The 23,518-nt window shown below is 72.3% G+C and carries 24 protein-coding genes; 10 read left to right on the forward strand and 14 right to left on the reverse strand.

What is annotated here, in order from left to right:
- Window positions 1–66: 66 nt before the first annotated feature.
- From AC3A3L_RS05010 to AC3A3L_RS05030, 5 genes are all read right to left on the reverse strand, one after another.
- Window positions 67–1,407 carry an NADH-quinone oxidoreductase subunit D gene (locus AC3A3L_RS05010; RefSeq protein ID WP_487638913.1) on the reverse strand — a complete coding sequence of 447 codons (1,341 nt, stop codon included), beginning with the start codon at window positions 1,405–1,407 and terminating at the stop codon, window positions 67–69.
- A gap of 85 nt (window positions 1,408–1,492) precedes the next feature.
- Complete coding sequence (locus tag AC3A3L_RS05015) at window positions 1,493–2,344, reverse strand: NADH-quinone oxidoreductase subunit C (protein WP_487638914.1); 852 nt, start codon at window positions 2,342–2,344, stop codon at window positions 1,493–1,495.
- Complete coding sequence (locus AC3A3L_RS05020) at window positions 2,341–2,895, reverse strand: NuoB/complex I 20 kDa subunit family protein (RefSeq protein ID WP_487638915.1); 555 nt, start codon at window positions 2,893–2,895, stop codon at window positions 2,341–2,343. Before AC3A3L_RS05020 ends, AC3A3L_RS05015 begins: the two co-directional genes overlap by 4 nt.
- A 2-nt stretch (window positions 2,896–2,897) precedes the next feature.
- Complete coding sequence (locus tag AC3A3L_RS05025; protein WP_191194416.1) at window positions 2,898–3,257, reverse strand: NADH-quinone oxidoreductase subunit A; 360 nt, start codon at window positions 3,255–3,257, stop codon at window positions 2,898–2,900.
- A gap of 201 nt (window positions 3,258–3,458) precedes the next feature.
- Window positions 3,459–4,148 carry a demethylmenaquinone methyltransferase gene (locus AC3A3L_RS05030; protein ID WP_487638916.1) on the reverse strand — a complete coding sequence of 230 codons (690 nt, stop codon included), beginning with the start codon at window positions 4,146–4,148 and terminating at the stop codon, window positions 3,459–3,461.
- A gap of 102 nt (window positions 4,149–4,250) precedes the next feature.
- On the opposite strand from AC3A3L_RS05030, the gene AC3A3L_RS05035 reads away from it, so the two are divergent.
- Window positions 4,251–5,255 (forward strand): L,D-transpeptidase family protein, encoded by a 1,005-nt coding sequence (locus tag AC3A3L_RS05035; protein WP_487638917.1) that lies wholly within the window; start codon window positions 4,251–4,253, stop codon window positions 5,253–5,255.
- Between the two features lie 27 nt (window positions 5,256–5,282).
- Here the strand turns inward: AC3A3L_RS05035 and AC3A3L_RS05040 are convergent, their stop codons facing one another.
- From AC3A3L_RS05040 to AC3A3L_RS05050, 3 genes are all read right to left on the reverse strand, one after another.
- Window positions 5,283–5,648: a hypothetical protein gene (locus AC3A3L_RS05040; protein ID WP_487638918.1), complete on the reverse strand. Its 366-nt coding sequence runs from the start codon at window positions 5,646–5,648 to the stop codon at window positions 5,283–5,285.
- 101 nt (window positions 5,649–5,749) lie between these two features.
- Window positions 5,750–6,982, reverse strand: a complete 1,233-nt coding sequence (locus AC3A3L_RS05045; RefSeq protein ID WP_487638919.1) for an AMP-binding protein — start codon at window positions 6,980–6,982, stop codon at window positions 5,750–5,752.
- Between the two features lie 136 nt (window positions 6,983–7,118).
- Window positions 7,119–8,306, reverse strand: a complete 1,188-nt coding sequence (locus AC3A3L_RS05050) for an AMP-binding protein (protein ID WP_487638920.1) — start codon at window positions 8,304–8,306, stop codon at window positions 7,119–7,121.
- Window positions 8,307–8,427: 121 nt separating this feature from the next.
- Here AC3A3L_RS05050 and AC3A3L_RS05055 point away from each other — a divergent pair, with 121 nt between their 5' ends.
- On the forward strand, window positions 8,428–9,669 hold the full coding sequence (locus AC3A3L_RS05055) for an isochorismate synthase (RefSeq protein ID WP_487638921.1): 1,242 nt from the start codon (window positions 8,428–8,430) through the stop codon (window positions 9,667–9,669).
- A 37-nt stretch (window positions 9,670–9,706) separates the two neighbouring features.
- On the opposite strand, the gene AC3A3L_RS05060 is transcribed toward AC3A3L_RS05055, so the two are convergent.
- Entirely contained in the window at window positions 9,707–10,342 is a 636-nt protein-coding gene (locus AC3A3L_RS05060; protein ID WP_487638922.1) for an MBL fold metallo-hydrolase, read from the reverse strand.
- Between the two features lie 137 nt (window positions 10,343–10,479).
- Here AC3A3L_RS05060 and AC3A3L_RS05065 point away from each other — a divergent pair, with 137 nt between their 5' ends.
- A complete protein-coding gene (locus AC3A3L_RS05065) occupies window positions 10,480–11,679 on the forward strand; it encodes a glycoside hydrolase family 16 protein (RefSeq protein ID WP_487638923.1) in 1,200 nt (399 codons plus the stop codon).
- A gap of 79 nt (window positions 11,680–11,758) precedes the next feature.
- Here the strand turns inward: AC3A3L_RS05065 and menD are convergent, their stop codons facing one another.
- Genes menD through AC3A3L_RS05080 form a run of 3 tightly spaced genes read right to left on the reverse strand, consistent with a single transcriptional unit; the run spans window position 11,759 to window position 15,341 of the window.
- The gene (gene menD / locus AC3A3L_RS05070; RefSeq protein ID WP_487638924.1) at window positions 11,759–13,363 is read right to left on the reverse strand and encodes a 2-succinyl-5-enolpyruvyl-6-hydroxy-3-cyclohexene-1-carboxylic-acid synthase; all 1,605 of its coding nucleotides are present in this window, start codon (window positions 13,361–13,363) and stop codon (window positions 11,759–11,761) included.
- Entirely contained in the window at window positions 13,360–14,325 is a 966-nt protein-coding gene (locus AC3A3L_RS05075) for an o-succinylbenzoate synthase (protein ID WP_487638925.1), read from the reverse strand. The genes menD and AC3A3L_RS05075 overlap by 4 nt, the downstream gene beginning before the upstream one ends.
- On the reverse strand, window positions 14,322–15,341 hold the full coding sequence (locus AC3A3L_RS05080) for an AMP-binding protein (RefSeq protein ID WP_487638926.1): 1,020 nt from the start codon (window positions 15,339–15,341) through the stop codon (window positions 14,322–14,324). The genes AC3A3L_RS05075 and AC3A3L_RS05080 overlap by 4 nt, the downstream gene beginning before the upstream one ends.
- Window positions 15,342–15,377: 36 nt before the next feature.
- Between AC3A3L_RS05080 and AC3A3L_RS05085 the strand changes: the two genes are divergently transcribed.
- The 7 genes from AC3A3L_RS05085 (at window position 15,378) to AC3A3L_RS05115 (ending at window position 21,922) form a co-directional block, all read left to right on the forward strand.
- Window positions 15,378–16,646: an MFS transporter gene (locus AC3A3L_RS05085; RefSeq protein WP_487638927.1), complete on the forward strand. Its 1,269-nt coding sequence runs from the start codon at window positions 15,378–15,380 to the stop codon at window positions 16,644–16,646.
- Between the two features lie 39 nt (window positions 16,647–16,685).
- A complete protein-coding gene (locus AC3A3L_RS05090; RefSeq protein ID WP_487638928.1) occupies window positions 16,686–16,973 on the forward strand; it encodes a DUF1330 domain-containing protein in 288 nt (95 codons plus the stop codon).
- A gap of 47 nt (window positions 16,974–17,020) precedes the next feature.
- Window positions 17,021–17,221, forward strand: a complete 201-nt coding sequence (locus AC3A3L_RS05095) for a hypothetical protein (protein WP_487638929.1) — start codon at window positions 17,021–17,023, stop codon at window positions 17,219–17,221.
- A 64-nt stretch (window positions 17,222–17,285) separates the two neighbouring features.
- On the forward strand, window positions 17,286–18,041 hold the full coding sequence (locus AC3A3L_RS05100; protein WP_487638930.1) for a hypothetical protein: 756 nt from the start codon (window positions 17,286–17,288) through the stop codon (window positions 18,039–18,041).
- A gap of 311 nt (window positions 18,042–18,352) precedes the next feature.
- Window positions 18,353–19,705 (forward strand): MFS transporter, encoded by a 1,353-nt coding sequence (locus AC3A3L_RS05105; RefSeq protein ID WP_487638931.1) that lies wholly within the window; start codon window positions 18,353–18,355, stop codon window positions 19,703–19,705.
- Window positions 19,706–19,717: 12 nt separating this feature from the next.
- Window positions 19,718–20,593: a 1,4-dihydroxy-2-naphthoate polyprenyltransferase gene (locus AC3A3L_RS05110; protein WP_487638932.1), complete on the forward strand. Its 876-nt coding sequence runs from the start codon at window positions 19,718–19,720 to the stop codon at window positions 20,591–20,593.
- Window positions 20,594–20,665: 72 nt separating this feature from the next.
- Window positions 20,666–21,922 carry a GNAT family N-acetyltransferase gene (locus tag AC3A3L_RS05115; RefSeq protein WP_487638933.1) on the forward strand — a complete coding sequence of 419 codons (1,257 nt, stop codon included), beginning with the start codon at window positions 20,666–20,668 and terminating at the stop codon, window positions 21,920–21,922.
- Here AC3A3L_RS05115 and AC3A3L_RS05120 read toward each other — a convergent pair.
- A complete protein-coding gene (locus AC3A3L_RS05120; protein WP_487638934.1) occupies window positions 21,909–22,979 on the reverse strand; it encodes a DNA glycosylase AlkZ-like family protein in 1,071 nt (356 codons plus the stop codon). The genes AC3A3L_RS05115 and AC3A3L_RS05120 overlap by 14 nt on opposite strands.
- A gap of 38 nt (window positions 22,980–23,017) precedes the next feature.
- On the reverse strand, window positions 23,018–23,281 hold the full coding sequence (locus AC3A3L_RS05125; RefSeq protein WP_487638935.1) for a DUF4229 domain-containing protein: 264 nt from the start codon (window positions 23,279–23,281) through the stop codon (window positions 23,018–23,020).
- Between the last annotated feature and the right edge of the window lie 237 nt (window positions 23,282–23,518).

Here is a 23,518-nt window from a genome sequence, read left to right on the forward strand (position 1 = left end):
GGGGTCCCCTCGGAGTTGTCGGGCGGAGGAGCGAAGCGGGGGAGACCGAGAACTTCGCGGGGTGACTCATCGGTCGACTCCTCCCATGACCGGGTCGATCGAGGCGATGGCGACGATGACGTCGGCGACCATGCCTCCCTCGCTCATCACGCTCGTCGCCTGCAGGTTGGTGAACGACGGGTCGCGGAAGTGCGCGCGGAAGGGTCGCGTACCGCCGTCGGAGACGACGTGGGCGCCCAGCTCGCCGCGCGGCGACTCGATCGGGACGTAGGCCTGGCCGGCCGGGACGCGGAAGCCCTCGGTGACCAGCTTGAAGTGGTGGATCAGCGCCTCCATCGACTCACCCATGATGTGGCGGATGTGGTCGAGGCTGTTGCCCATGCCGTCGCTGCCGATGGCGAGCTGGCTGGGCCACGCGATCTTCTTGTCGCCGACCATCACGGGGGCGCCCTCGAGGCCGGCGAGGCGCTCGGCGCACTGCTCGACGATCTTGAGCGACTCCCACATCTCGTTCAGGCGGATGCGGAAGCGGCCGTAGGAGTCGGCGGTGTCCCAGGTCTGGACCTCGAAGTCGTAGTCCTCGTAGCCGCAGTAGGGCTGGGTCTTGCGCAGGTCCCAGGCGTAGCCGGTGGAGCGCAGCACCGGACCGGTGAGGCCGAGCGCGATGCACCCGGCCAGGTCGAGGTGGCCCACGCCCTCGAGGCGTCCCTTGAAGATGGGGTTGGCGTTGCAGAGGGCGGCGTACTCCGGCAGGCGCTTCTTCATCAGGGTGATGAAGTCGCGGATCTCGTCGAGCGCGCCGGGCGGCAGGTCCTGCGCCACGCCACCGGGGCGGATGAACGCGTGGTTCATCCGCAGGCCGGTGATGAGCTCGAACAGGTCGAGCACGAGCTCGCGCTCGCGGAAGCCGATCGTCATCACCGTCAGGGCGCCGATCTCCATCCCGCCCGTCGCGATGGCGACGAGGTGGGACGACATGCGGTTGAGCTCCATGAGGAGCACACGCATGACCTGCGCCTTCTCCGGGACGTCGTCCTCGATGTCGAGCAGCCGCTCGACGCCGAGCACGTAGGTCGCCTCGTTGTAGAACGGGGAGAGGTAGTCCATGCGGGTGCAGAACGTCGTGCCCTGCACCCAGGAGCGGTACTCCATGTTCTTCTCGATGCCGGTGTGCAGGTAGCCGATCCCGCAGCGGGCCTCGGTGACGGTCTCGCCCTCGAGCTCGAGGATGAGCCGGAGCACCCCGTGGGTCGACGGGTGCTGCGGACCCATGTTGACCACGACCCGCTCCTCGGCGGACTCGCCGATGCTGTCGGTGATGGAGTCCCAGTCCTGGCCCGTGACGGTGAAGACGCGGCCCTGGCTGGTCTCGCCGGGCGCGGCGTAGAGGTCCTGGTCTGTACTCATACGGTCACACTCCTGGGAGCAGCCGGGGTCCCCGCGGCGTTGTTCGGGGGAGCGAAGCGGAGGAGAAGAACGTCGTGGGGTGGCATTAGTTGTACGACCTTCGCTGGTCGGGCGGCGGGATGCTCCCGCCCTTGTACTCGACGGGGATGCCGCCGAGCGGGTAGTCCTTGCGCTGCGGGTGGCCCGGCCAGTCGTCCGGCATGAGCACCCGGGTCAGAGCGGGGTGACCGTCGAAGATCAGCCCGAACATGTCGTAGGTCTCGCGCTCGTGCCAGTCGAGCGTCGGGTAGATGCTCACCAGGCTCGGCACGTGGGGGTCGCTGTCCGGCGCGGTGACCTCGACGCGGATGCGGCGGTTGTGGGTCATCGACGTCAGGTGGTAGACCGCGTGCAGCTCGCGACCGGTGTCGTCGGGGTAGTGGACGCCGCTGACGCCGGAGCAGAACTCGAAGCGCAGCGCCTCGTCGTCGCGCAGCATCTGCGCCACGAAGGGGAGGTCCTCGCGACGGACGTGGAAGGTGATCTCGCCGCGGTGCACCACGACGCTCTCGATGGCCGCGGTGAGCTCGGTGGCCTCGAGGCGCGCCTCCAGCGCGCCCGAGACCTCGTCGAACCAGCCGCCGTAGGGCTTCTCCGACGGGGCCGGGAAGACCTTCGCGCTGACCAGGCCGCCGTAGCCGGAGGTGTCGCCGGTGCCGCTGACGCCGAACATCCCGCGACGCTCGCCGACCGCGTGCACCTCGCCCGTCGGGCCCGGGAGGTTCTCCGGCGACTGCTCCGGCGCCCGCTGCTCGACACCGCTGCCGGTGCCGGTCTCGGACTTGGCCTTCTCGAGGTTGCGCTCCTCGGCGGGCCGCGCCGCCTCGTTCTTGTCCGTCTTGTCGTCGGACTCGTCCTTGGCCGTGCCGGCGTGCTTCTCGTCTGGCTTGTCGCTCACCGCAGGAGGCCCTTCATCTCCGAGGTCGGCAGGGCGCGCAGCGCGGCGGTCTCGAGCTCGGCGACCTCGTCGCGACGGTTGACACCCAGCTTGGTGTGCTGGACCTGGTCGTGGAGCTTGAGGATCGCATCGATCAGCATCTCCGGGCGCGGCGGGCAGCCGGGGAGGTACATGTCGACGGGGACGACGTGGTCGACGCCCTGCACGATGGCGTAGTTGTTGAACATGCCACCCGACGAGGCGCACACACCCATCGCGAGGACCCACTTGGGCTCGGGCATCTGGTCGTAGATCTGGCGCAGGACCGGCGCCATCTTCTGGCTGACGCGGCCGGCGACGATCATCAGGTCGGCCTGGCGCGGGCTGGCCCGGAAGACCTCCATGCCGAAGCGCGCGAGGTCGTACTTGGGCGCACCGGTGGTCATCATCTCGATGGCGCAGCAGGCCAGGCCGAAGGTGGCGGGCCAGAACGACGCCTTGCGCATGTAGCCCGCGACGCCCTCGACGGTCGTCAGCAGGACACCGCTCGGCAGCTTTTCCTCGAGTCCCATGGTCAGTCCCAGTCCAGTCCGCCGCGGCGCCACACGTATGCGTACGCCACGAACACAGTCGCGATGAAGAGGACCATCTCGACCAGGCCGAACAGGGCCATCTGGTCGAAGTGGACGGCCCACGGGTAGAGGAAGATGATCTCGATGTCGAAGACGATGAAGAGCATCGCGGTGATGAAGTACTTCACCGGGATCCTGCCGCCCCCGACGGGCTGCGGCGTCGGCTCGATGCCGCACTCGTAGGAGTCGAGCTTGGCCCGGTTGTAGCGCTTGGGACCCACGACGGCGCTCATGATCACGGAGAAGACCGCGAAGCCCGTCGCGATGAGTGCCAGCGCCAGGATCGGCGTGTAGAGCTCCATCGCTTCCCTTCCGGTGGACCTGCGCCCGCCCAGCTGGGCATGTGACTTTGTGAACTGCTTCACGAGTGGCGCGCGCCACAGTCTAGGACGCCGGTGCGGCGTGCGTCACGTCGGGGTGTGGACCACGTGGCGATCGCTCATTGCGGTCCTGACCTGCGCATTTAGGTGACGAAGGCGTTCGCTAAATAGGCGCGGCGGCGGTCACGCCGTGGCGCGGTGCAGGGCGACGATGCCGCCCGTGAGGTTGCGCCACTCGGGCCGCTGCCAGCCGGCCTCGGCGACCATCGCGGCCAGACCCTCCTGGTCCGGCCACGCGCGGATCGACTCGGCGAGGTAGACGTAGGCGTCGGCCGCACTGGCGGTCAGCGACGCGATCCGGGGCAGGGCCTGCATGAAGCCGTCGAGGTAGAGCGTGCGGAACGCGCCGTTGGTCGGCGTGCTGAACTCGCACACGACGAGGCGGCCACCCGGGCGGGTCACGCGGAGCATCTCCCTCAGGCCTGCGACCGGGTCGACGAAGTTGCGCAGGCCGTAGGAGATCGTGACGGCGTCGAAGGTGTCGTCCAGGAACGGCAGCCGGGTGCCGTCGCCGGCGACGAAGGGCAGGGCGGGACGGTCCTTCTTGCCCTGCTGGAGCATGCCGACGGAGAAGTCGCACGGCACGGCGGTGGCCCCGTGGGTGCCGAACGGCTCGCTGGAGCACCCGGTGCCGGCCGCGAGGTCGAGCACCAGGTCGCCGGACTGCGGGGCGACGGCCTCGACCATCGCCCGGCGCCAGGTGCGCTGGATGCCCGCCGTCATGAGGTCGTTGGTGAGGTCGTAGCGCTTGGCCACGGTGTCGAACATGCGACGTACGTCGGTCGGTTGCTTGTCCAGGTCAGCGCGGGCCACGTCGCGAGCGTAGGCGTCCGATCCCCGGAAGGTGCAACGCGGGGGTGTCGTCGTACGTCCCTATGATCACCAACGTCGCTGGCTTCCCGGGGGAGGACCCACATGTCACGCCACCGCGCACTCGCGCTCGTCCTTGCGCTGCTCTGCGCCGCGACCACGCTCACCGGCGTGGCGACGGCCGGTTCCGCGTCCGCCGCCCCCGGCTCGCCCGCCGCGCGCGCCGCCTTCGCCCCGATGGAGCTCGGCGACACCGGCTGGCGGGTGCGGGTGCTGCAGAGCCGGCTGCACCAGCTCGACCTGCACTCCGAGGTCGTGACCAGCACCTTCGACCGCGAGACCCGCGACGGTGTCGCGACCTTCCAGCGTCGGCGCGGGTGGACCGCCGACGGCGTCGTGGACGAGCGCACCTGGTCCAGGATCGTCAGCCTCACGACCGAGCCCACCACCGAGGCGCTGCACAACGTCTACACGCCCGGCAAGCCGCTGCTGCAGCGCGGCGACACCGGCATGTGGGTGCGCCAGGTGCAGGCCCGCCTCAAGCAGGTCCGCTGGTACGACGCCCGCGTGACCGGTCGCTACACGCGAGCGACCGTCGAGGCGGTGGAGGGCTTCCAGGCCAAGCGCCGGATCCCGGTGACGGGTGCCGTCGACCGCCGCACCCTCACACGGCTCAAGGAGATGACCCGCGAGCCGACCAGGGCCGAGCTCTTCAACATCGTGCCGACCGGGCCGGCCCTCGACCCGCGCTGCCTGACGGGCCGGGCGATGTGCGTCGACAAGACGTCGCGCTCGCTCCGCTGGGTCGTCGACGGCGCCGTCCTCAAGACGGTGGAGGTGCGCTTCGGCTCCGACGAGCTGCCCACCCGCGAGGGGGCGTTCACGGTCTTCCGCAAGTCGCGCGACCACGTCTCGAGCCTCTACGACACCCCGATGCCGTTCGCGATGTTCTTCTCGGGCGGTCAGGCCGTGCACTACTCCCCCGACTTCGCGGCCAACGGCTACAACGGGGCGTCCCACGGCTGCGTCAACGTCCGCGACCGCGCGGTCGTGGCCTGGCTGTTCGACCGGGTCAGGCTCGGCGACAAGGTGATCGTCTACCGCTCCTGACCCGGTCGCGCCACGGTCCGGCTGGGCTCAGATCTCGAGCTGGGTGGAGAGCGAGGCCAGCTTGTGGCGCGCCATCGCGAGGTTGGCGCGGCCCTTGTCGAGCACGAGGTAGATGAACAGGCCCGGGTGCCCCTTGGGCAGGTTGATCAGGTGGTAGGCCTTGCCGAGGGTGATCAGGATGTCCTCGATCTGGTCGTCGAGCCCGAGGCTCTCCATCGTGCGCATCTTGGCCCGCACCACGTCGGTGTTGCCGGCCGCGGCGATGTCCAGGTTGAGGGCCGAGGCGTCGCCGGCCTGGCCGAGCGCCATCCCCGACTGGTAGTCGACGAGGAGGGCAGCGACGGCGCCGTCGATGCCGACCGCGTCCTTGAGGATCACGTCCACGTTGGTCATGTGGTGCCTTTCGTTGTGGTCTCCGGCCGCGCGGTGCGGCGGGAGGAGGAGTGGCCCGGGGCGGGTGCCTCGGTGCCGGCGCGACGCGGATGGCCGCGCCCTCACTCGGGTGCCTGGCGGGCGCGCGAGAGAAGCAGCTGGTCGAGGAAGGACTCCCCCGACATGAGGGGGAGCGACGGCAGGAACGCGGAGACGTCGACCTCCGGCTCGAGGCGCAGGCCGAAGTCGTCGCCCGGCGACCGTCGCGACCGTCGCGGCAGCAGGGCGGCGTCGCCCATCACCACCGGTGGCGGCTCGGGCAGGTCGGCCGGCCTCGGGTCGGCGAGCTGGGCGACCTCGACGACACCGCCGAGCTCGGCGACCCTCGCCCGCACCTCCTCGCTCGGGGCAGTGGTCACCACGACCGGCCCTCGGGCCGTCGACGCGCCTCCGTGGGTGCGCCCGCCCCCGGTCCGCCAGGCGCGCGATCGACGTGCCCTCGGCGTCGTGGGCGCCAGGGACACGAGGACGCCGACCAGCGCCTCCGCACGTCGCTCCGGCACCACCAGCACGGTCGGGCGCGTGTGTGCCGCGAGGTCAGGCAGCCGGTCGGCGTCCTGCACGACACACAGGGTGAACCCGTCGAGCAGGTGGGCCTCCCGCACCACGTGCAACAGCGCGTCACCGGGGTCACCGGCGACGAGGACCACCGCCCGGGGGTCGAGGACGCCCGCTCGCAGCGGGGTCTCGGGCGCGCGCACGAGGGACGCCGTGCCGGAGAGGAACCGGGGCTCGACGCCGGCAGGGTCCACGATGCTGTCCGCGCGCTGGACCACCTCGGGGTCCATCACCAGTCGCTCGGCGCCGAGCTCGAGCAGCCGCTCCCACCCACGACCGCCGTCCAGGGTGAAGAGCTCCGCGCGCGGCAGGGGGATGCCGTCGAGGCGGGCCACGTCGTCCGCTCCCTCGGCCACCACGAGACGTACGTCGACGCCGGCCAGCTCGCGTGCGAGGTCGTCGGCGTCGGCGTCGGGACCGACGTGGACCACGACCGCCCCCACGGTCCGCAGCGCCAGCTCGAGCTCGGGGTGGGCGTGGTCGGACGGCAGCAGGGACACCACGACCTGGTCGACCCGCAGGCCGCTGCGGACGAGTCCGGCCGTGGCGTGCTCGACGCCGCGGGCCACCTCCGCCCAGGTGCGCGAGGCCGGGCCCGTCGGTGCCGCGACGACGTAGGCGACGTCGTCGGCACGCTCGCGGGCGTGGCGCGAGATCGCCTGCCACGCGGTGGCGCGGACGGGCGGCGCGGCGCGGCCAGGAAGCGCCTGGGCGCGGGCGACCGGTACGTGGCCCATCGCGGACCCTCCCCCCGAGAATCAAGTTGACTACTTGACCACCCTCGGGGACATCGACGAGCGCGTCAGGCTCTTTACCCGCCCTTGTCCGACCCGTGTGGGAAACGTGTCCCCCGGCCCGGACCGGGAGGGACGCTCAGGAGCCGGGCGTGCCGGCGAGCGAGAAGGCCGAGTCGAGGCCGTCGCCCGCGCGGCCGCGGCGCGGGAGCGAGACCGAGGCCGCCTGGACATGCGGTGCCGTGGGTACGGCGACCACGGCGTGCTCACGCGCCAGCTCGAGCCGGACTGCAGGGTGGTGCGCGACCCGGCGGATGCGGAACCCGAGGGTCGTCGCCAGGCCGCTGACGGTGCGATTGACCCGGGCGTCCATGACGAGCACCTGGAGCCGGTCGCCCCACCAGGGGCCCAGGGCGGACACCTCGGCCGCGAGCTTGCGTGCCTTGGAGCCCAGCCGCGCCTCGGCCACCTGCGCCGACATGGCCTCGAGGACCTCACGCGGGGTGACGTGCCACGGGGCGCCGTCGACGGTGGCTGCCTCGAGCAGGTCCTCCAGCACCCGGGCCGCTCCGTGGTCGAGCAGCACGTGCGTGGGTCGGACGTGGGCGAGCGCGCCCTCCAGCTCGTCGGCCGCCTCCACCCACGCGAGGGTGCAGCCCGAGGTGAGGTGGGCGTCGCGGGCGACCGTGGTGAAGCGGTCGGTCGCCTCGCCGGTCAGCAGGACGACGTGGTCGCCGGTCAGGTCGGAGAGGGCCCCGGAGCACTCGGGACGGAAGAGCCACGCCTGGGCCTTCTCCCGCGGCAGGCCCAGCACCGGCGCCGACGAGGCCCCGACGCGGGCAGTGGCGACCCAGGGCAGCAGGTCGGGCTGGCGCTTGCGCCGCTCCAGCCCCATGCCCCGCAGGCGCTCCCACGAGCGGTCGTCGCACTCGAACAGCTGGGCGTCGGCGAGGGCGGCGCGCCGCAGCAGCGACAGCCGGCTCTCGTCGTCGACGACGACCAGTCGCACCTCGACCTCGTCGAGGAGCCGACCGACCTCGGCCGCGTCCAGGTGCTCGGGGAGCAGCAGCGGCACCGCGCCGGCGACCCGGGTGGCGAGCTCGAGCTCGAGCTGGCGGACCCCCGTCGCGACCCGGATGACGACGACCTGACCGGGGTCGACCCCCGCCTCGATCATGCCGGCAGCCCCGTCGATCACGCGGCGGTAGAGCTCGTTCCACGTCAGCGAGGTCCACGTCCCGTCGCGCACCTCCGTCACGGCGACCTCGAGCGCCCGGTTGCGTGCGTGTCGCTCCAGCCGGACGAGAGGAGATTCGTGGGCAGGCACGTGCGGGCTCCTTGGGGGGTGACGGTTATCGACGCAACCTAGGTGACGTACGCCTCCCCTGTTCGCCGTTTCGCCGATCTCCCCTCCTCGCCCGCCACGCCCCGGCGTAGGCTCCCCCCTCGTGACGATCCCCGCGTCCGCCTCCACCCCGCCGCTCGTCGTGCGCACCGTCCCGGTGGACCTGGCGGATCTCCCCCTCCTCGACCTGCTGCCGCAGCACGAGCCCGTCAGCTGGCTGCGCCGCGGCGAGGGCCTCGTGGGCTGGGGGGTCGCGGCCCGGCTCGAGACCTCCGGACCGACGCGCTTCAGCGATGCGGTGAAGTGGTGGTCCGAGACGGTCGCCCGCGCCCGGGTCGACGACCGGGTCGGCGAGCCCGGCACCGGGCTCGTCAGCTTCGGTGCCTTCGCGTTCGCCGACGAGCCGGGTGAGTCCGTGCTCGTCATCCCGCAGGTCGTCGTCGGCCGCCGCGGCGACCGGACCTGGCTGACCACCGTGTCCGTCGAGGCGCCCGAGCTCGTCCCGGCACCCTCCCCCGAGCCGCCCGTGGGCCTGGTCTTCTCCGACGGCGCCCGCAACGGCGAGGAGTGGATGTCGGTCGTCGCCGAGGCCGTCCGGCGGATCACCGCCGGCGAGCTCGAGAAGGTCGTGCTGGCCCGCGACCTCGTCGCGACCACCGACGAGCCGCTCGACGTCCGGTGGCCGCTGCACCGGCTGGCCGAGCAGTACGAGATGTGCTGGACCTTCCACGTGAACGGCCTGTTCGGCGCCACCCCGGAGATGCTCGTGCGCCGCGAGCGCGGCCTGGTGACCTCCCGGGTGCTCGCCGGCACCATCCGGCGTACCGGCGACGACGAGCGCGACCTCGCCCTCGCCGCCACCCTCGCCCGCTCGTCGAAGGACCTCGAGGAGCACGAGTACGCCGTGCGCTCGGTCGCCGACGCCCTCGAGCCGCACTGCTCGTCGATGAACGTGCCGGAGGCGCCGTTCGTCCTCCACCTGCCCAACGTCATGCACCTCGCCACCGACGTCAACGGCGTCGTCCACGACAACGCGACCTCGCTGCAGCTGGCCGAGTCGCTGCACCCGTCGGCTGCGGTCGGGGGCACCCCGACGGCCGCCGCCACCGGCCTGATCGCCGAGATCGAGGGGATGCCTCGCGAGCGCTACGCCGGCCCGGTCGGCTGGATGGACGCGTCCGGCGACGGCGAGTGGGGCATCGCGCTGCGCTCGGCGATGGTGACCGAGGGCGGCGTCCGGCTCTTCGCCGGCTGCGGCATCGTGGCGAGCTCGGACCCCGAGGCGGAGCTCGCCGAGTCGCAGGCGAAGTTCGTGCCCGTCCGCGACGCCCTCGGCGCCGGCTGAGCCGGGTCCGCGCCAGAGGCCGGGCTGAAAGTCTGAGCTAGAGGTCCTGGCCGGGCTCGCGACGCTCGAACGCCTGGCCCTCCGGCAACAGGTTGCCCATGTGGGTGGCCACCATGTCGAGGCCGATGTCGCTGTAGACGCGGTCGTGGATCCCGAGCGACCGGGGCGCGCCGACCTCGCGCACGAAGTCGATCGCCTCGCTCACCTTGAGCCACGGCGCACTCACCGGGGCGAGGAGGACGTCGACCTCACGACCGGGAGGCGTCAGGGCGTCGCCAGGGTGGTAGACGCTCGCTCCGCCGGACTCCAGGACGTAGCCGGAGTTGTCGAAGCGGTCGTAGTCAGGGTGGATCACCGCGTGCTTCTCGCCGACGACCTCCACCGCCGTGCCGGCGACCTCGAGCCGGTCACCCGGCCGCACCACCGTCACGCGGTCGGCGACCTCCGGCGCCTGCTCGCGCAGCAGCCGCTCGACCGCAGCGATGGTCCAGATCGGCAGGTCGCCTCCGCGGAGGTGGTCGGGGTGCACGTGGTCGGGGTGCTCGTGGGTGATCAGGACGGCGTCCGCGCCCTCGAGGGCGGCGGGGTCGGTGAACACACCCGGGTCGATGACGACGACACCGCCGTCGCCCTGCACCCGGACGCACGCGTGGCCGAACTTGGTGATCCGCATGCTCGCCATGCTAGGCGCGCCCCGTTTCGTGGGGAATCGTCGTACGGGTGGGGCTGAAGGTTAGGGTGGGGCCGCCTCCGACGGGTGGAGTGCCCTGGGGGAATCACCAATCGCACCCGAGACGAAGAGAGTCCTACATGTCTGCACGCCGCGTGCTCGCAGGCAGCGCCGCCGCGCTGCTCCTGCCCGCGTCCCTGCTCCTGACGGTCGAGACCGGCTCGGCCACCGACTCCGCGGCTCGCCCCGCGACCACGTCGGTGACCAAGAAGGCCGGCCAGAAGATCTCGGTGGCTGTGCTCCCGCAGATCGTCCAGCAGGGCAAGCGCACCGCCAGCGCCGACTCCGCCAAGGCCGCCGTCACGGCGACCATCAAGCCGGTCAAGGTCGGCCGCAAGGTGGTCCTCGAGCGCCTCGTCGGGTCGTCGTGGAAGAAGGTCGGCACCGCCAAGCAGGAGAAGTCCGGCGACGCCAACTTCAAGGCCGCGGTCTCCAGCGGCGGCGCCGCCGTGACCTACCGCGTCACCGCGCAGAAGTTCAAGGGCCTCAAGAAGGTCTCCAGCTCCTCCGCCGACACCACGCAGTGGCTGACCCCGACCTTCACGGACGAGTTCTCCGGCAGCACCCTCAACCCCGTGTGGCACATGCGCGGCCAGGACTACGAGGCGCAGAGCAAGCGCAAGTGCTCCAAGGGTGACCCCAAGGCCGTCAAGGTCGGCGGCGGCAGCGTGCGCCTGAGCGTCATCAAGGACAAGTCCAAGAAGGGCAAGTGCAAGGCCACCTCGCGCAAGCTCAAGAAGAAGATCTCCTACCGCCTCAACGGCCACATCGGCACCGAGGGCGCGTTCGACTTCCGCTACGGCGTCGCCGCCGCCCGCATCAAGATGCAGAAGTCGCAGGGCCAGCACGCCAGCTTCTGGTCGCAGCCCGTCGGCGGCAACGGCCCGGGCAGCGACGGCCACGAGATCGACATCATCGAGTACTTCGGTGACAAGCACCCCCAGGGTGGCCTCACCAGCTTCATCCACTGGTACAAGGGCAAGCGCCTGATCAAGACCGGCTCGTGGATCAAGGACTCGAAGTCGTTCCTGCAGAACAAGAAGGACGGCTGGTCGAAGAACTACCACGTCTTCTCGGTGCAGTGGACGCCCAAGACGATCATCTTCCGCATCGACGGCAAGGAGACCTGGCGCACGTCGGCCCGCGTCTCGAAGGCCCGCCAGTACCTCATCCTGAGCCTGCTCGCCTCCGACTACGAGGCGCTGGAGATGTCCGACAAGAAGCTCCCGCAGCACATGTACGTCGACTGGGTCCGCGTGTGGGAGACCCCGCAGCCCTGAGTCCGACACTGAGTCGGTGACCTTGCGTCACTGGCTCGCCCGGCACGACGATCCGCGCCCTGGCCCGCTCTCCCTGTTCTCAGGGAAGGACCAGGGCGCGGATCTTTGCGTCCAGCTCGGCCCGGTTGTCGCGACGCACCCGCGCCTCGACCACCTCGATCCCGCCGTTGGGCGTCGCGAGGGCCTGCTCGAGCTCGGGCAGCGAGGTGACCCGCAGGTGCGGCACCCGCGCGGCCGCACACAGGCTCGCGACGTCGACCCCGTGCGGGGTGCCGAAGAGGGTGTCGAAGCGGTCGGCGTGCTCCGGCGCACCCTGCTCGAGGGTCGCGAAGATCGACCCGCCGTCGTCGTTGACCACCACGACTGTCAGGTCGGGGCGCTCCTCGCGCGGGCCGAGGAACAGACCGGTCGTGTCGTGCAGGAACGTCACGTCACCCATCAGCGCCATGGCGCGGGTGGACCGGGGCCGGCCGAGGGCAGCGCCGATCGCGGAGCTGATGGTGCCGTCGATGCCGGCCAGGCCGCGGTTGGCGATCACCTTGCGACGTCCGCCCACCTCGTAGCGCGCGACCATCAGGTCGAGGTCGCGGACCGGGTTGGAGGCGCCGACGACCAGCAGGCCGCCCGCGGGCAGGGCGCGGCTGACCGCGCCGGCCACCTCGTACGGCGTGAGGTCGGGCTCGGCGGCCAGCAGCCGGTCGAGCTGCCGACCGACGGACAGGTCGGCGAGGTGCCACTCCTCCAGCCACGCCGGGTCCTCGGCCGCGGTGACGTTCACGCCGTCGTGCTCCCCCGACACCGCGAACGGGCGGTCGGGCCACATCCCCCGGCTCCGCACCGAGACCACCTCGACGTCGTCGCGGGCCAGCAGCCGGGACACCGGCCGGGACAGGGTCGGGTGGCCGAGGACCACCACGCGCTCGACCCGTCGGCCGAGCTCGCCCCCGAGGAGCAACCGGTAGGTGCGGATGACCGTGTCCCCGGTGCGGCACCCGCTGCTCGGCTCGGCGAGCAGGGGCCAGTTGCCGGCCTCGGCCAGCTGGCGCGCGGGCGGACCCGCGTCGTCGCCGGCGACCACCACGGTGCGGGGGCCGGGGTCGAGGTCGACGACGTCGCGCGCCGGCGCCTGGGTGCTCACGCCCCACGTGGGGGCCTCACCGACGTCCCACCCGACGTCGGGCAGCAGCGGCTCGTCGAGCTGCAGGTTGAGGTGGACCGGCCGGCGGAAGTCGTGCCGGCGCAGGAAGGCGAGCAGGTCGTCGAGCTCGGCCGAGGCGACGTCGAGGGTCGGGGCGAAGCGGCCGAAGATCCCCACCTGGTCGGTGGTCTGGTTGGCACCGGTGCCGCGCAGGCGCGCCGGCCGGTCGGCGGTCACGACCACCAGCGGGACACCGGCGTGCGCGGCCTCGACCACGGCAGGCAGGAGGTTCGCCACGGCCGTGCCCGAGGTGCAGGACACGGCCGCGGGGCGGCTGCCGACCTTGGCCAGGCCGAGTGCGAGGAAGCCGGCGGTCCGCTCGTCGATGCGCGTGTGGAGCCGCAGGCCGCCCGCCTGCGCGGCGTCGTAGATCGCGAAGGAGAGCGGCGCGTTGCGGGATCCGGGAGCGATCACCACCTCACGCACCGCGGCTCCGCGAAGTGCGGTCACCACGGTGCGCGCGAGGTCGGTCGAGGGGTTGGTCACGCCGAGTGATCCTGCCCTACGGTCGCCAGCCGGTCGCGCCAGTGGGTGACCCGGTCCTGCTCGGCCGCGAGTCGCGACAGCGCCGCAGGGTCGACCTCCGGCCGGCCGACGCGCAGCACGCCGTCGACCGGCAGGAGCGGGTCGGCCGCCACGTCGTCGGTGAGCAGCTGCACCGTCGCGAGCCCGCACGCGTGGTGGAGCTCGGGCAGCGCGGCAGCGAGGGCGACGCCGGCGGCGATGCCGATGCTCGACTCGACCGCGCTGGAGACGACGACCGGCAGGCCGATGTCCTCGGCGATGCGCAGGCAGGCCCGCACCCCGCCGAGCGGCTGCACCTTCAGCACGGCGACGTCGGCGGCCTCGAGGTCGCGCACCCGGTAGGGGTCCTCGGCGCGGCGGATCGACTCGTCGGCCGCGACCGGGACCTCCACCCGCCGGCGCACGACGGCGAGGTCCTCCACCGCCGCCACCGGCTGCTCGACGTACTCCAGGCCGCCGGCGGCGCGGTCGATCGCGGCGATCGCACGGACGGCCTCGTCGACGTCCCACGCCCCGTTGGCGTCGACCCGCACCAGGCCGTCGGGCCCGAGCGCGTCGCGCACCGCCTCGACGCGGGCCAGGTCGTCGGCCAGCGCCTGGCCGCGCTCGGCCACCTTGACCTTCGCCGTGCGACAGCCGCCGGCGGTGACGATGGCGTGCGCCCGGTCGGGGTCGGTGGCCGGGACGGTGACGTTGACGGGCACGACGTCGCGCACCGGCTCCGGCCACCCCACGTCGGCCGCCTCGCGGGCGCAAACGAGCCAGGGTCGCGCCGTCGCGTCGTCGTACTCCAGGAACGGCGACCACTCCCCCCACCCGGCGTCGCCGCGCAGCAGCACCCCCTCACGCACGGTGATGCCGCGGAAGCGGGTGCGCAGCGGGATGGAGAAGACATGCAGGTCGTCCGCTGGCCCGGCCGTCACAGCGCGGCCCGGATCGCCTGCCGGTCGACCTTGCCGTTGGGCAGCAGCGGCAGGCTCTCCACCCAGCGGAACTCGCGCGGCGCCCAGGACCGGGGGTGCTCGAGGCTGACCCAGTCGCGCAGCTCGGCCTCGCGGACGTTGCCGACGACCACGGCGACGACGCGCTGGCCCCACTCGGGATCGGGGACGCCGAGGACCTCGGCGTCGGTGACGAGCAGGTGCTCGCGGAGGCGGCGGGCGACGGCGGTGACCGGGACCTTGACGCCACCGCTGACGACCACGTCGTCGATGCGGCCGATGACCTGCAGCCGACCGTCCTCGTCGAAGCGGCCCGCGTCGGAGGTGAGGAACCAGCCGTCGACGACGGTCTCGGCGGTCAGCCTCGGGTCGTCGGCGTAGTGGCTGAACAGGGTGGGCCCGGCGATGCGCACCCGGCCCTCGGCGCCGATGGTCACGCCGACCCCGTCGAGCGGCAGGCCGTCGTACACGCACCCGCCGGCGGTCTCCGAGGAGCCGTAGGTGGCGACGACCCGCACGCCCTGCTCCTCCGCGCGGCGGCGTACGGCCGGGTCGAGGCCGCCACCGCCGACCAGGACGGCCTGGCACCTGGCGAGGGCGGTGACCTGCTCGGGGTCGGCCACCATGCGGTGGAGCTGGGTCGGCACGAGCGAGGCGAAGGCCGGGACCCCGTCCCGGTCCGTGCCGATCGCACGGACGACGTCGAGGCCGTCGACGACGACGGGCTCGTGGCCGGCGACCAGCGAGCGGACGATGACCTGCACCCCGGCGACGTACGACGACGGCAGCGCGAGCAGCCACCGACCGGTGCCGCCCAGCCGCCGGGCGGACGCCTCGACGCTGGCCAGCACGGCGCGGCGCGGGAGGACGACCCCCTTCGGCTTCCCGGTCGACCCGGAGGTCTCGATCAGCAACGGGGGCGGGGCGTCGGCCTCCAGCCACGCCGACAGCTGTCGGATGGCGATGGAAGGTTCGTCCGAGGGCCGCAGGAAACTCACACGACGAACGCTAGTGGCTCTGCCACCATGAGGCCGATGGACGGCACCGAGACGCGAGGCGAGACGGGCGCGCAGTCCTGGTGGCAGCGCCAGCTCCCACCGTCGCCCCTCGCGCGGTCGCTGTCGGTCCAGTCGATCCTCTTCGCGGTCGGCGAGGGCACCTTCATCACCGGGTCGGCGGTGTTCTTCACCCAGGTCGTCGGCCTCTCCGCCGCGCAGGTCGGCATCGGCCTCACCGTCGCCGGCATCACGTCCTTCTTCTTCGCCGTGCCGGCGGGCAAGCTCGCCGACCGGGTCGGCACGAAGCGCATCTGGGCGCTCAGCGCCACCCTGACCGCCGCCCTCTACCTGGTCTGGCCGCTCATCCACGGCTTCGCCGCCTACCTCGCGATGATGGTCGTGCTCGAGGTGGTCAGCCAGGCCGGCTGGAGCGGGCGCGGCGCCTACACGATCGACATCTTCACCCGAGAGGAGCGCGTCCAGTCGCAGGCCTTCATGCGGGCAGCGCTCAACATCGGGTTCACCGTCGGAGCGCTCATCGGCGGCCTGGCACTGGCCACCAACAGCGACGACGTCGTGCGGGCGGTGCCGATCCTCACCGGCCTGATCCTGCTGGCCAACGCCTACTGGATCACCCGGCTGCCCGACCCGCCCGCCAAGGCCCCGAAGCACGCCGACGAGGAGCTCATCAAGCCGCGGGCGCTGAAGAACCGCCCGTTCCTGGCCCTGATGACGGGCGACGGCGTGCTGGGCACCAACCAGGTGCTGCTCAACATCGTGATCCCGCTGTGGCTGGTGGAGGAGACCGACGCGCCCCGCGTGCTGCTCGCCTGGCTGTTCGCCACCAACACCGTGATGGCCGTGCTGCTGCAGGTCGCGGCGGCGCGTGGCGTCGACTCGGTCGCGCGGTCGCTGCGGGCGTCGTACATCTCGTCCGGGTTCTTCGTCCTGTCGTGCGCCATCGTGCTCGTCACCCACGACACCATCGGCTGGCTCACCATCGCGCTCGTCTGGCTCGGGCACGTCACGGTGACCGGCGCCGAGCTCTTCCAGTCGGCCGGCCACTGGGGCTTCATGTCGGACCTGACCGACGCCGACCAGCGCGCCGAGTACCAGGGCGCCGCCCACATCGGTGGCACCCTCGGCTCGGTGTGGGCGCCCGCGCTCTACACCTGGCTGGCGATGGAGCACGGGTCGTTCGGCTGGATCACCATCGCGGCCATCGTCGTGGTCTCGACGCTCACCATGGGCCCGTCGGCACGGGCCGCCGAGCGCTACCTCGCCCGGCACGGCTCCGCGACCTGACCGCCGCGGACCTCGGTCGTACGCCGTAGGGTCGCGGCCATGACCGCGTACTGGATCACCACCTACAAGGCCGTGCACGACCCCGACAAGGTGGCTGCCTACGCCACGCTCGCCGGTCCCGCGCTGACCGCGGCGGGTGGCCGCTTCCTGGTGCGGGGCGTGCCGGAGGCGACCTTCGAGATGGGCGAGGCCACCCGCACGGTCGTCATCGAGTTCCCGTCCGTCGAGGTCGCGGTCGCCGCGCACGACAGCGAGGCCTACCAGGAGGCGCTCCGGGCGCTGGACGGCGGCGCCGACCGCGACATGCGCGTGGTGCCCGGCGCCTGAGCCCCGGTGCCTCCTCCCCGTTCGGCCCTGCGTGCCATGGTGGAGGGATGGACGCCTTCCGGCTCGTCGCCACCGTCGTCGTGATGGTCGGGGTGGTCGTGGCCATCCTGCTCTTCGAACGACGCCGGGCCGAGGGCATCCGGCGCGACACCGGACGGATGGCCCAGGGCCGCCCGGGGGTCGATTCCGAGGCCGACGGCGACGACACCTTGGACCAACCCTTTCCCCCACGAGAGGGTGGAGACTGACGGGTGCACCGCGATCTACCGTCCGGAAGAGTGCTGAGAGCTCTCGTCTTTCCGGGGGGATCGCATGGAGACAGACACAGGACCGGTGGCGCCCGCCAGGCTGCTGGCGCTGACCTTCGTGGTGGGCACAGTGCTCGGACTGCTGGGCGTGGTGCTCTGGGTGGGCGTCGTCCAGGACGGCGATGACGCAGCACCGCAGGCGAGCAGCCGCAGCGTCTCCGCCGAGTCCGAGTCCGAGTCCGAGCCGGAGCCTCGCAGCAGTCCGAGCTCCGCCCCTGCGCAGCAGGCTGCCGACACCCGGTCCGAGCGCTGCGCCGACGCGGACACAGCCCTGGAGGAGCCGCTCGCGGCGGCGCGTCCGGCCCTCCGGCAGTGGGGCGTCCACGTCGACGCCATGAACAAGCTCGTGGTCGGCGAGATCACGCTGCAGCAGGCGACGCAGTTCTGGAACCAGACCAGGGTGGGCGCGCAGCGCAACGTCGATCGCTTCCGCAAGGCCTGGACCGCCCTCGAGCGGACGGGCGTGGACTGCCCCGCACCCGACCTGCTCGGTCCCGCGCCGGCCGCCGTACGCGCCTGCTCACGCCTGGTGGACGCCGAGCTCGGGGTCGCGCGGGCGGCGAAGACGTCGATCGACACCTGGGACACGCACGTGCACCACATGGACATGCTGCGCATGGGCACCTTGTCGCCCCAGAAGGCGACCGAGATGTGGCTGTCGATGTGGCGGCAGGGCGTACGCGACCTCGACGCCTACCGCGCGGCAGGCCGCAGCCCGGCCCTCGACGTGGCGTGCCCGGCCTCCGGCTCCGACGGCTGAGGCTCAGTCCCGATCTTGCAGTCCGGCGGTGCCCCAGCGATGCCGGTCGGGCTCGGCAGCGGAGACCACCGGACGTCGCCCTCCGCGAGCCAGCACCGTGCAGGCAGTTCGCGGCTCGCGGCTGCCCGCCGAGCGCCGCGCCGGGGCCGTGGCGCGCGAACTGCCTGCACGATGCATGCCGTCGGCAGCACGTGCGGCGGATGTGGCCCCGGTCAGGCGCGGTCGCGCCGGACACCGGTGGGCGGGAGTGTGACGCAGCCGTCCGAAAATGGCAGGACGAGTGTCGGTGCGGCGGGTGAGAATGGCCGGCGATGTTCACCGCGCTGATCGCTTACCTCACCCCACCCTCTCGGCTCGCCGGTCGCCTCTCGACGCAGTCGCTGCTGTTCGCGCTCGGCGAGGGCACGTTCATGGCGGGGTCGGCGGTGTTCTTCACCGAGGTGGTCGGCCTCACCGGGCCCCAGGTCGGCCTCGGCCTCACCATCGCCGGCATCGCGGCGTTCATCGCGGCCTACCCGATGGGCAAGGTGGTCGACCGCTTCGGGCCCAAGCGCTGCTGGGCGATCAGCTCCGCGGGCCAGGCCGCGCTGGTGTGCAGCTGGCCGTTCATCGACAGCTTCGCCGGCTACGTCGCCCTGGCGGTCGCGCTCGAGGTGGTGGGGTCGCTGGGTGGCGCGGCGCACGGCGCCTACACGATCGACGTCCTGCCGGCGGCCGAGCGCGTGGAGTCGCGGGCCTACATGTACTCCGCGCTCAACGTCGGCTTCACCCTCGGCGCACTGGCGGGCGGCGTCGCCCTCGCCACGGAGTCGCTGACGGTCATCTCGGCGCTGCCGTGGTTCACCTCCGTCGTCTTCGCCCTCAACGCGGTCAACATCACCCGCCTGCCACCGGCGTCCCACGACCTCAAGACGACCGAGGAGCGCAAGGTCAAGGTCGAGGGCCCCAGCCCGATGAAGAACGTCGGCTGGCTCGCCGCGTCGTTCTGCGACGGCGTGCTGTGGACCAACCAGGTCATCCTCAACCTCGTCATCCCGCTGTGGCTCGTGCAGAAGACCGACGCCCCGTGGGTGGTGCTGGCCTTCCTCTTCGGCACCAACACCGTCATGTGCATCCTGCTGCCGCTCGCGGCCGCGCGCGGGGTCCGCGACCTCTCGACCGGCCTGCGCGCCATCCGGATCTCCACCTTCTTCTTCATCGTCTCGTGCGTCATCACGCTGTCGACCCACCACACGGTGGGCCTGCTGACCGTCGTGCTGTTCTTCCTCGGCCACGTCACGCTCACCGGCGCCGAGCTGTTCCTGTCGGCCGCGAGCTGGACCTTCGAGGCCGAGCTGATGGACCCGCGCCGCCGCGGCGAGTACCAGGGCGCGGCCGAGCTGATGGGCACCCTGGGCCGGGTCTGGGCGCCCGCCGTCTACACGTTCCTCGTGATGGACTGGAGCTCGCTGGGCTGGCTGGTCATCGCAGCGCTCGTCACCGCCGCGGCTGCCGGCCTGCACCCGTCCGTACGCCTCGCCCGCCGCTTCCTCGAGCAGCACGTGCCGGCCGACGTCCTGGCCGACGCGACGTCGTCGGCGAAGGCGGCCGACTCCGCGCCTGTGGGCCCGCCGACGGTCGAGCAGCCCGCGGAGCCTGGCGGCGTGAGCCCGCTCAGCTCCTGACACAATCCGGCGGTGACCTCCTCCGCTGACTGGCTCGCCGGCGCCCGACCGCGCACCCTTCCCGCCGCGGTCGCGCCCGTCCTCGCCGGCACCGGCGTGGCGGCGTACGTCGACCACGCGGTGTGGTGGAAGGCCCTGCTCGCCCTCGTCGTCAGCCTCGCGCTGCAGGTCGGCGTGAACTACGCCAACGACTACTCCGACGGGGTGCGGGGCACCGACGCCGACCGGGTGGGGCCGATGCGGCTCGTGGGCTCGGGAGCGGCGTCGCCACGAGCGGTGAAGGCCGCCGCCTTCGCCGCCTTCGGCGTGGCCGCGGTGGCCGGGCTGGTCCTCGCCGCCACCACAGCGTGGTGGCTCGTCGCGGTCGGCCTCGTGTGCGTGGTCGCCGCGTGGTTCTACACCGGCGGTGAGAAGCCTTACGGCTACCTCGGCCTCGGCGAGGTGATGGTCTTCGTCTTCTTCGGCCTGGTGGCAGTCGTCGGCACGACCTACGTGCAGTCCGAGACCTGGGAGTGGCCCGCCCTCTACGCCGGCATCGGGATCGGCGCGCTCGCGTGCGCCATCCTCGTCGCCAACAACCTGCGCGACATCCCCACCGACACCGTGGCCGGCAAGCGCACGCTCGCCGTGCGCCTCGGCGACGAGCGCACGCGCTACCTCTACGCCTTCCTCGTGCTGGCCGCTGCCGCAGCGGTGGTCGCCGTCGCCGCGGCGACGACGTGGTGGGCCCTCCTCGGCCTCGGGTTCCTCGCCCGGGCGCTCCCGCCCACGCGTGCCGTCCTGGGCGGAGCGACGGGTCCGGCCCTCATCCCCGTCCTGGCCGCCACGGGGGCGTCGGAGCTCATCTGGTCGGTCCTCGTCGCAGCGCCGCTGCTCCTGGTCGCGTGACGGGGCTCCGTCCCTCCTCGACCGACGGATAAACGCGTGGATCGCGTGCGCCCCGATCACTAGCGTGGCCGGGTGGACTACGACTTCGCGATCCTCGACTTCTCCGACGACTCCGACGCGGCGGTGGCCAGGCGTCGTGGTTGGGTCGGCGCCGTCCTGCGTGGCTTCCGTGACCCCCGCCCCGAGGACGAGCTGATCGACCGGTGGGTCGGCCACTACCGTGCCGACCGGGTCGTCGTCCGCGGCGCGTGGCTGCCCGACGGCGAGTTCGGCGCCGGACCGATGCCGGTCGCGACGTACGCCAGCCTCGACAAGACCCTGAACGCCGGCCGGGAGCTGCTGCCGCTGCGGATGGTCACCGACGTCACCACGAGCGCTGCCCATCGCCGCCGTGGACTGCTGCGCCGGATGATCGAGGACGACCTCGCCGACGCCGTGGCACAAGGGATCCCGATCGCCGCGCTCACCGCGTCCGAGGCCACGATCTACGGCCGGTGGGGCTTCGGTCCCGCGACGTTCCGGCACGGCGCGGACGTCGACACCACGACCGGCTTCGCCTTCCGGTCGTTCACCGATCCGGGCCGCGTCGAGCTCCTCGAGCCGGCCGAAGCCTGGCCGCACGTGAAGGCGGTCTTCGACACCTTCCACGCCCGGCAGCGGGGCTCGGTCGACTGGCCGGCGCAGTACGGGGACATGCACACCGGCGCCTACGACTTCAACGGCAGCGGCGCCCACCGCAAGATCCGCACCGCGGTCCACCTCGGCGAGGACGGCCGCGTCGACGGCTTCGCGATCTTCAAGCACGAGGAGAAGGACTCGGTGAAGGTCGACGAGATGGCCGCGCTCACGCCGCAGGCGCAGCTCGGGCTCTGGTCGTTCCTGGCGTCGCTGGACCGGGTGAAGACGGTGACGTTCAACATCGTCCACCCCGACGACCCGCTGATGTGGGCGCTGACCGACCTCAACCGGGTGAAGACCACCGAGCTCGAGGAGTTCCTCTGGCTGCGGGTCCTCGACGTCCGGCGAGCCCTCGCGGCCCGCCCGTGGGCCGCCGACGGGACGGTCGTGCTGGAGGTCGACGACGCGCAGGGGCACGCGGCCGGACGCTTCGAGGTGACCGCGGAGGACGGCGTCGCGATCGTCACCCGCACCGATGGCGAGGCCGACGTCCGGCTGACCGCCGAGACCCTCGGCTCGCTATACCTCGGCAACGTGCCGGTGGCACAGCTGCACCGGGCGGGGAGGGTCGAGGGCGCGGCCGACGACGTACGACGATTCGCCGCGATGGCCGACCTCCGCGAGCCGGCCTACAACCTCACGGGATTCTGAGGTCGAGCCCGACCCCGAGGAGCGACCCCAGTCGGGTCGCCTCGGCCGCGAGCTCGGCCGACGCCGGCGCGTCGACCTCGAGCTGCTCGCCCCGGATGCGCCACGTGCCCGCGACGACTCCGTCGACCAGCACGGGGTTGGCCCCGCGGGTCATCGCGGCGCGGTGCCCGGCGGGCACGATCCAGGTGTCCTGCGTGCCGGGTCCCACCACCCAGTCGTCCTTGCCCGGCAGCAGCACCACCGTCGGCACGGGCCGGGTCGCCACGAGGTCGTCGAGCCGGGAGGCGACGAGCCAGCGCACCTCGCCGTCGACGTCGACCTCGACGAGGTCGTCGGCGACCTCGGCCCACCAGCGCGCCAGCCGCTTCCGGCCGGCGCTCAGGCCGCCGCCGAGCCAGTGGTCGACGAGCTCGGGCGTCGTCGGGCCGTAGGCGTCGGCGTACTCGAGGACCGCGCGCGGCCCCGCCTCCTCGGGGTCGGGCACGCCGGCCCACGCGGGCGCCGCGGCGGGGCTCTGCAGCTCCAGAGGACCGGAGAGGTCCGGGCCGAGCGCGATGTCGCCCTGCCACGCGAAGGGCTTGAGGAACGTGTGGTTGGGCTCCGCGAACTCCTTCGCCAGGTGGGCGAAGCGCTCGTGCCCGGCGAGGACGTCGGCGACGGCTCGCGGTGGCACCGGGCCGGACGCCACCACCCCCCGCACGACCGCACGCAGGTCGGGCCACTCGTCGGGAGCGAGCCGGTAGTGCTCGACCCAGCTCCTCAGCGCCCACTGGCGTCCGGCCGAGCGGAGCGCGAGGTAGGTGCCCGCGGTCTCGGGTGCCATGACCTGCACCGACCCACGGAACGAGAACGTCCTGATCAGCCGGCCGTCGGTGAGGGCGCGCTGGACCTCGCCGGGCTTCCCCGGCGAGGCGAGCCGGCGGCGTACGGACAGGTCGGGGTCGGAGCCGAAGACGGACACCGCCGCCAGCGTCCGGACGACCTCGGTCGCGTCGGCGGCGCCGGCGAGCAGGTGCTGGCGGTGCATCCGCCAGGCGAGCGCCTGGGCCCGCGTCACCCGCACCGGCACTGGATCAGTCCCGCGTCAGGCCCGCGTCAGTCCTGGTCCTCGCGCGCCTTGCGCTCCTCGAAGGCGGCGGAGGCCCGGGACGCACGCGACTCGACGCGCTGGGCAAAGGCCTCGCGCTGCCGGTTGAGGATGAAGTAGGAGGCGACGCCGGAGATGAGGAACGCCAGGATCACGGCCCAGAAGAGGTTGTAGCGGCCGTCGAAGACCAGGGCCATCACACCCACGACGACACCGAACGACGCCAGGAACAGCAGGATCCGCATGGCGGTGTAGACAACGAACTCCTTCACCCCCCCAGCCTAGGGCGTACCCGCCAAATCTCGAGCGTCGCGAGCGTCGTCCGGGGCGTGCGATGGCAAGGCAGAGGAGGGAGACATGGCGGAGCCATGGCGACTGACGACAACGCCGCCAGCGCGCGTTCCGGGTGGCGCGCAGCAGCTCGAGGATTGGCGGGGCGCCCTTGGGCGCCCCCGACTACATTGGAGGAATGCTGAAGGTCCTGCTCGTCGTCGCCCTGATCGCGGTCG

Source organism: Nocardioides sp. Soil_C_8, from assembly GCF_057656315.1.

Coding starts and splice junctions, on each gene's coding strand:
- AC3A3L_RS05020 (WP_487638915.1), bottom strand. CDS start 2,895: ATGGGACTCGAGGAAAAGCTGCCGAGCGGTGTCCTGCTGACGACCGTC.
- AC3A3L_RS05100 (WP_487638930.1), top strand. CDS start 17,286: ATGGAGACAGACACAGGACCGGTGGCGCCCGCCAGGCTGCTGGCGCTG.
- AC3A3L_RS05060 (WP_487638922.1), bottom strand. CDS start 10,342: ATGCGGATCACCAAGTTCGGCCACGCGTGCGTCCGGGTGCAGGGCGAC.
- AC3A3L_RS05085 (WP_487638927.1), top strand. CDS start 15,378: ATGGACGGCACCGAGACGCGAGGCGAGACGGGCGCGCAGTCCTGGTGG.
- AC3A3L_RS05025 (WP_191194416.1), bottom strand. CDS start 3,257: ATGGAGCTCTACACGCCGATCCTGGCGCTGGCACTCATCGCGACGGGC.
- AC3A3L_RS05095 (WP_487638929.1), top strand. CDS start 17,021: ATGGACGCCTTCCGGCTCGTCGCCACCGTCGTCGTGATGGTCGGGGTG.
- AC3A3L_RS05045 (WP_487638919.1), bottom strand. CDS start 6,982: ATGGGCCACGTACCGGTCGCCCGCGCCCAGGCGCTTCCTGGCCGCGCC.
- AC3A3L_RS05090 (WP_487638928.1), top strand. CDS start 16,686: ATGACCGCGTACTGGATCACCACCTACAAGGCCGTGCACGACCCCGAC.
- AC3A3L_RS05010 (WP_487638913.1), bottom strand. CDS start 1,407: ATGAGTACAGACCAGGACCTCTACGCCGCGCCCGGCGAGACCAGCCAG.
- AC3A3L_RS05040 (WP_487638918.1), bottom strand. CDS start 5,648: ATGACCAACGTGGACGTGATCCTCAAGGACGCGGTCGGCATCGACGGC.
- AC3A3L_RS05035 (WP_487638917.1), top strand. CDS start 4,251: ATGTCACGCCACCGCGCACTCGCGCTCGTCCTTGCGCTGCTCTGCGCC.
- AC3A3L_RS05065 (WP_487638923.1), top strand. CDS start 10,480: ATGTCTGCACGCCGCGTGCTCGCAGGCAGCGCCGCCGCGCTGCTCCTG.
- AC3A3L_RS05105 (WP_487638931.1), top strand. CDS start 18,353: ATGTTCACCGCGCTGATCGCTTACCTCACCCCACCCTCTCGGCTCGCC.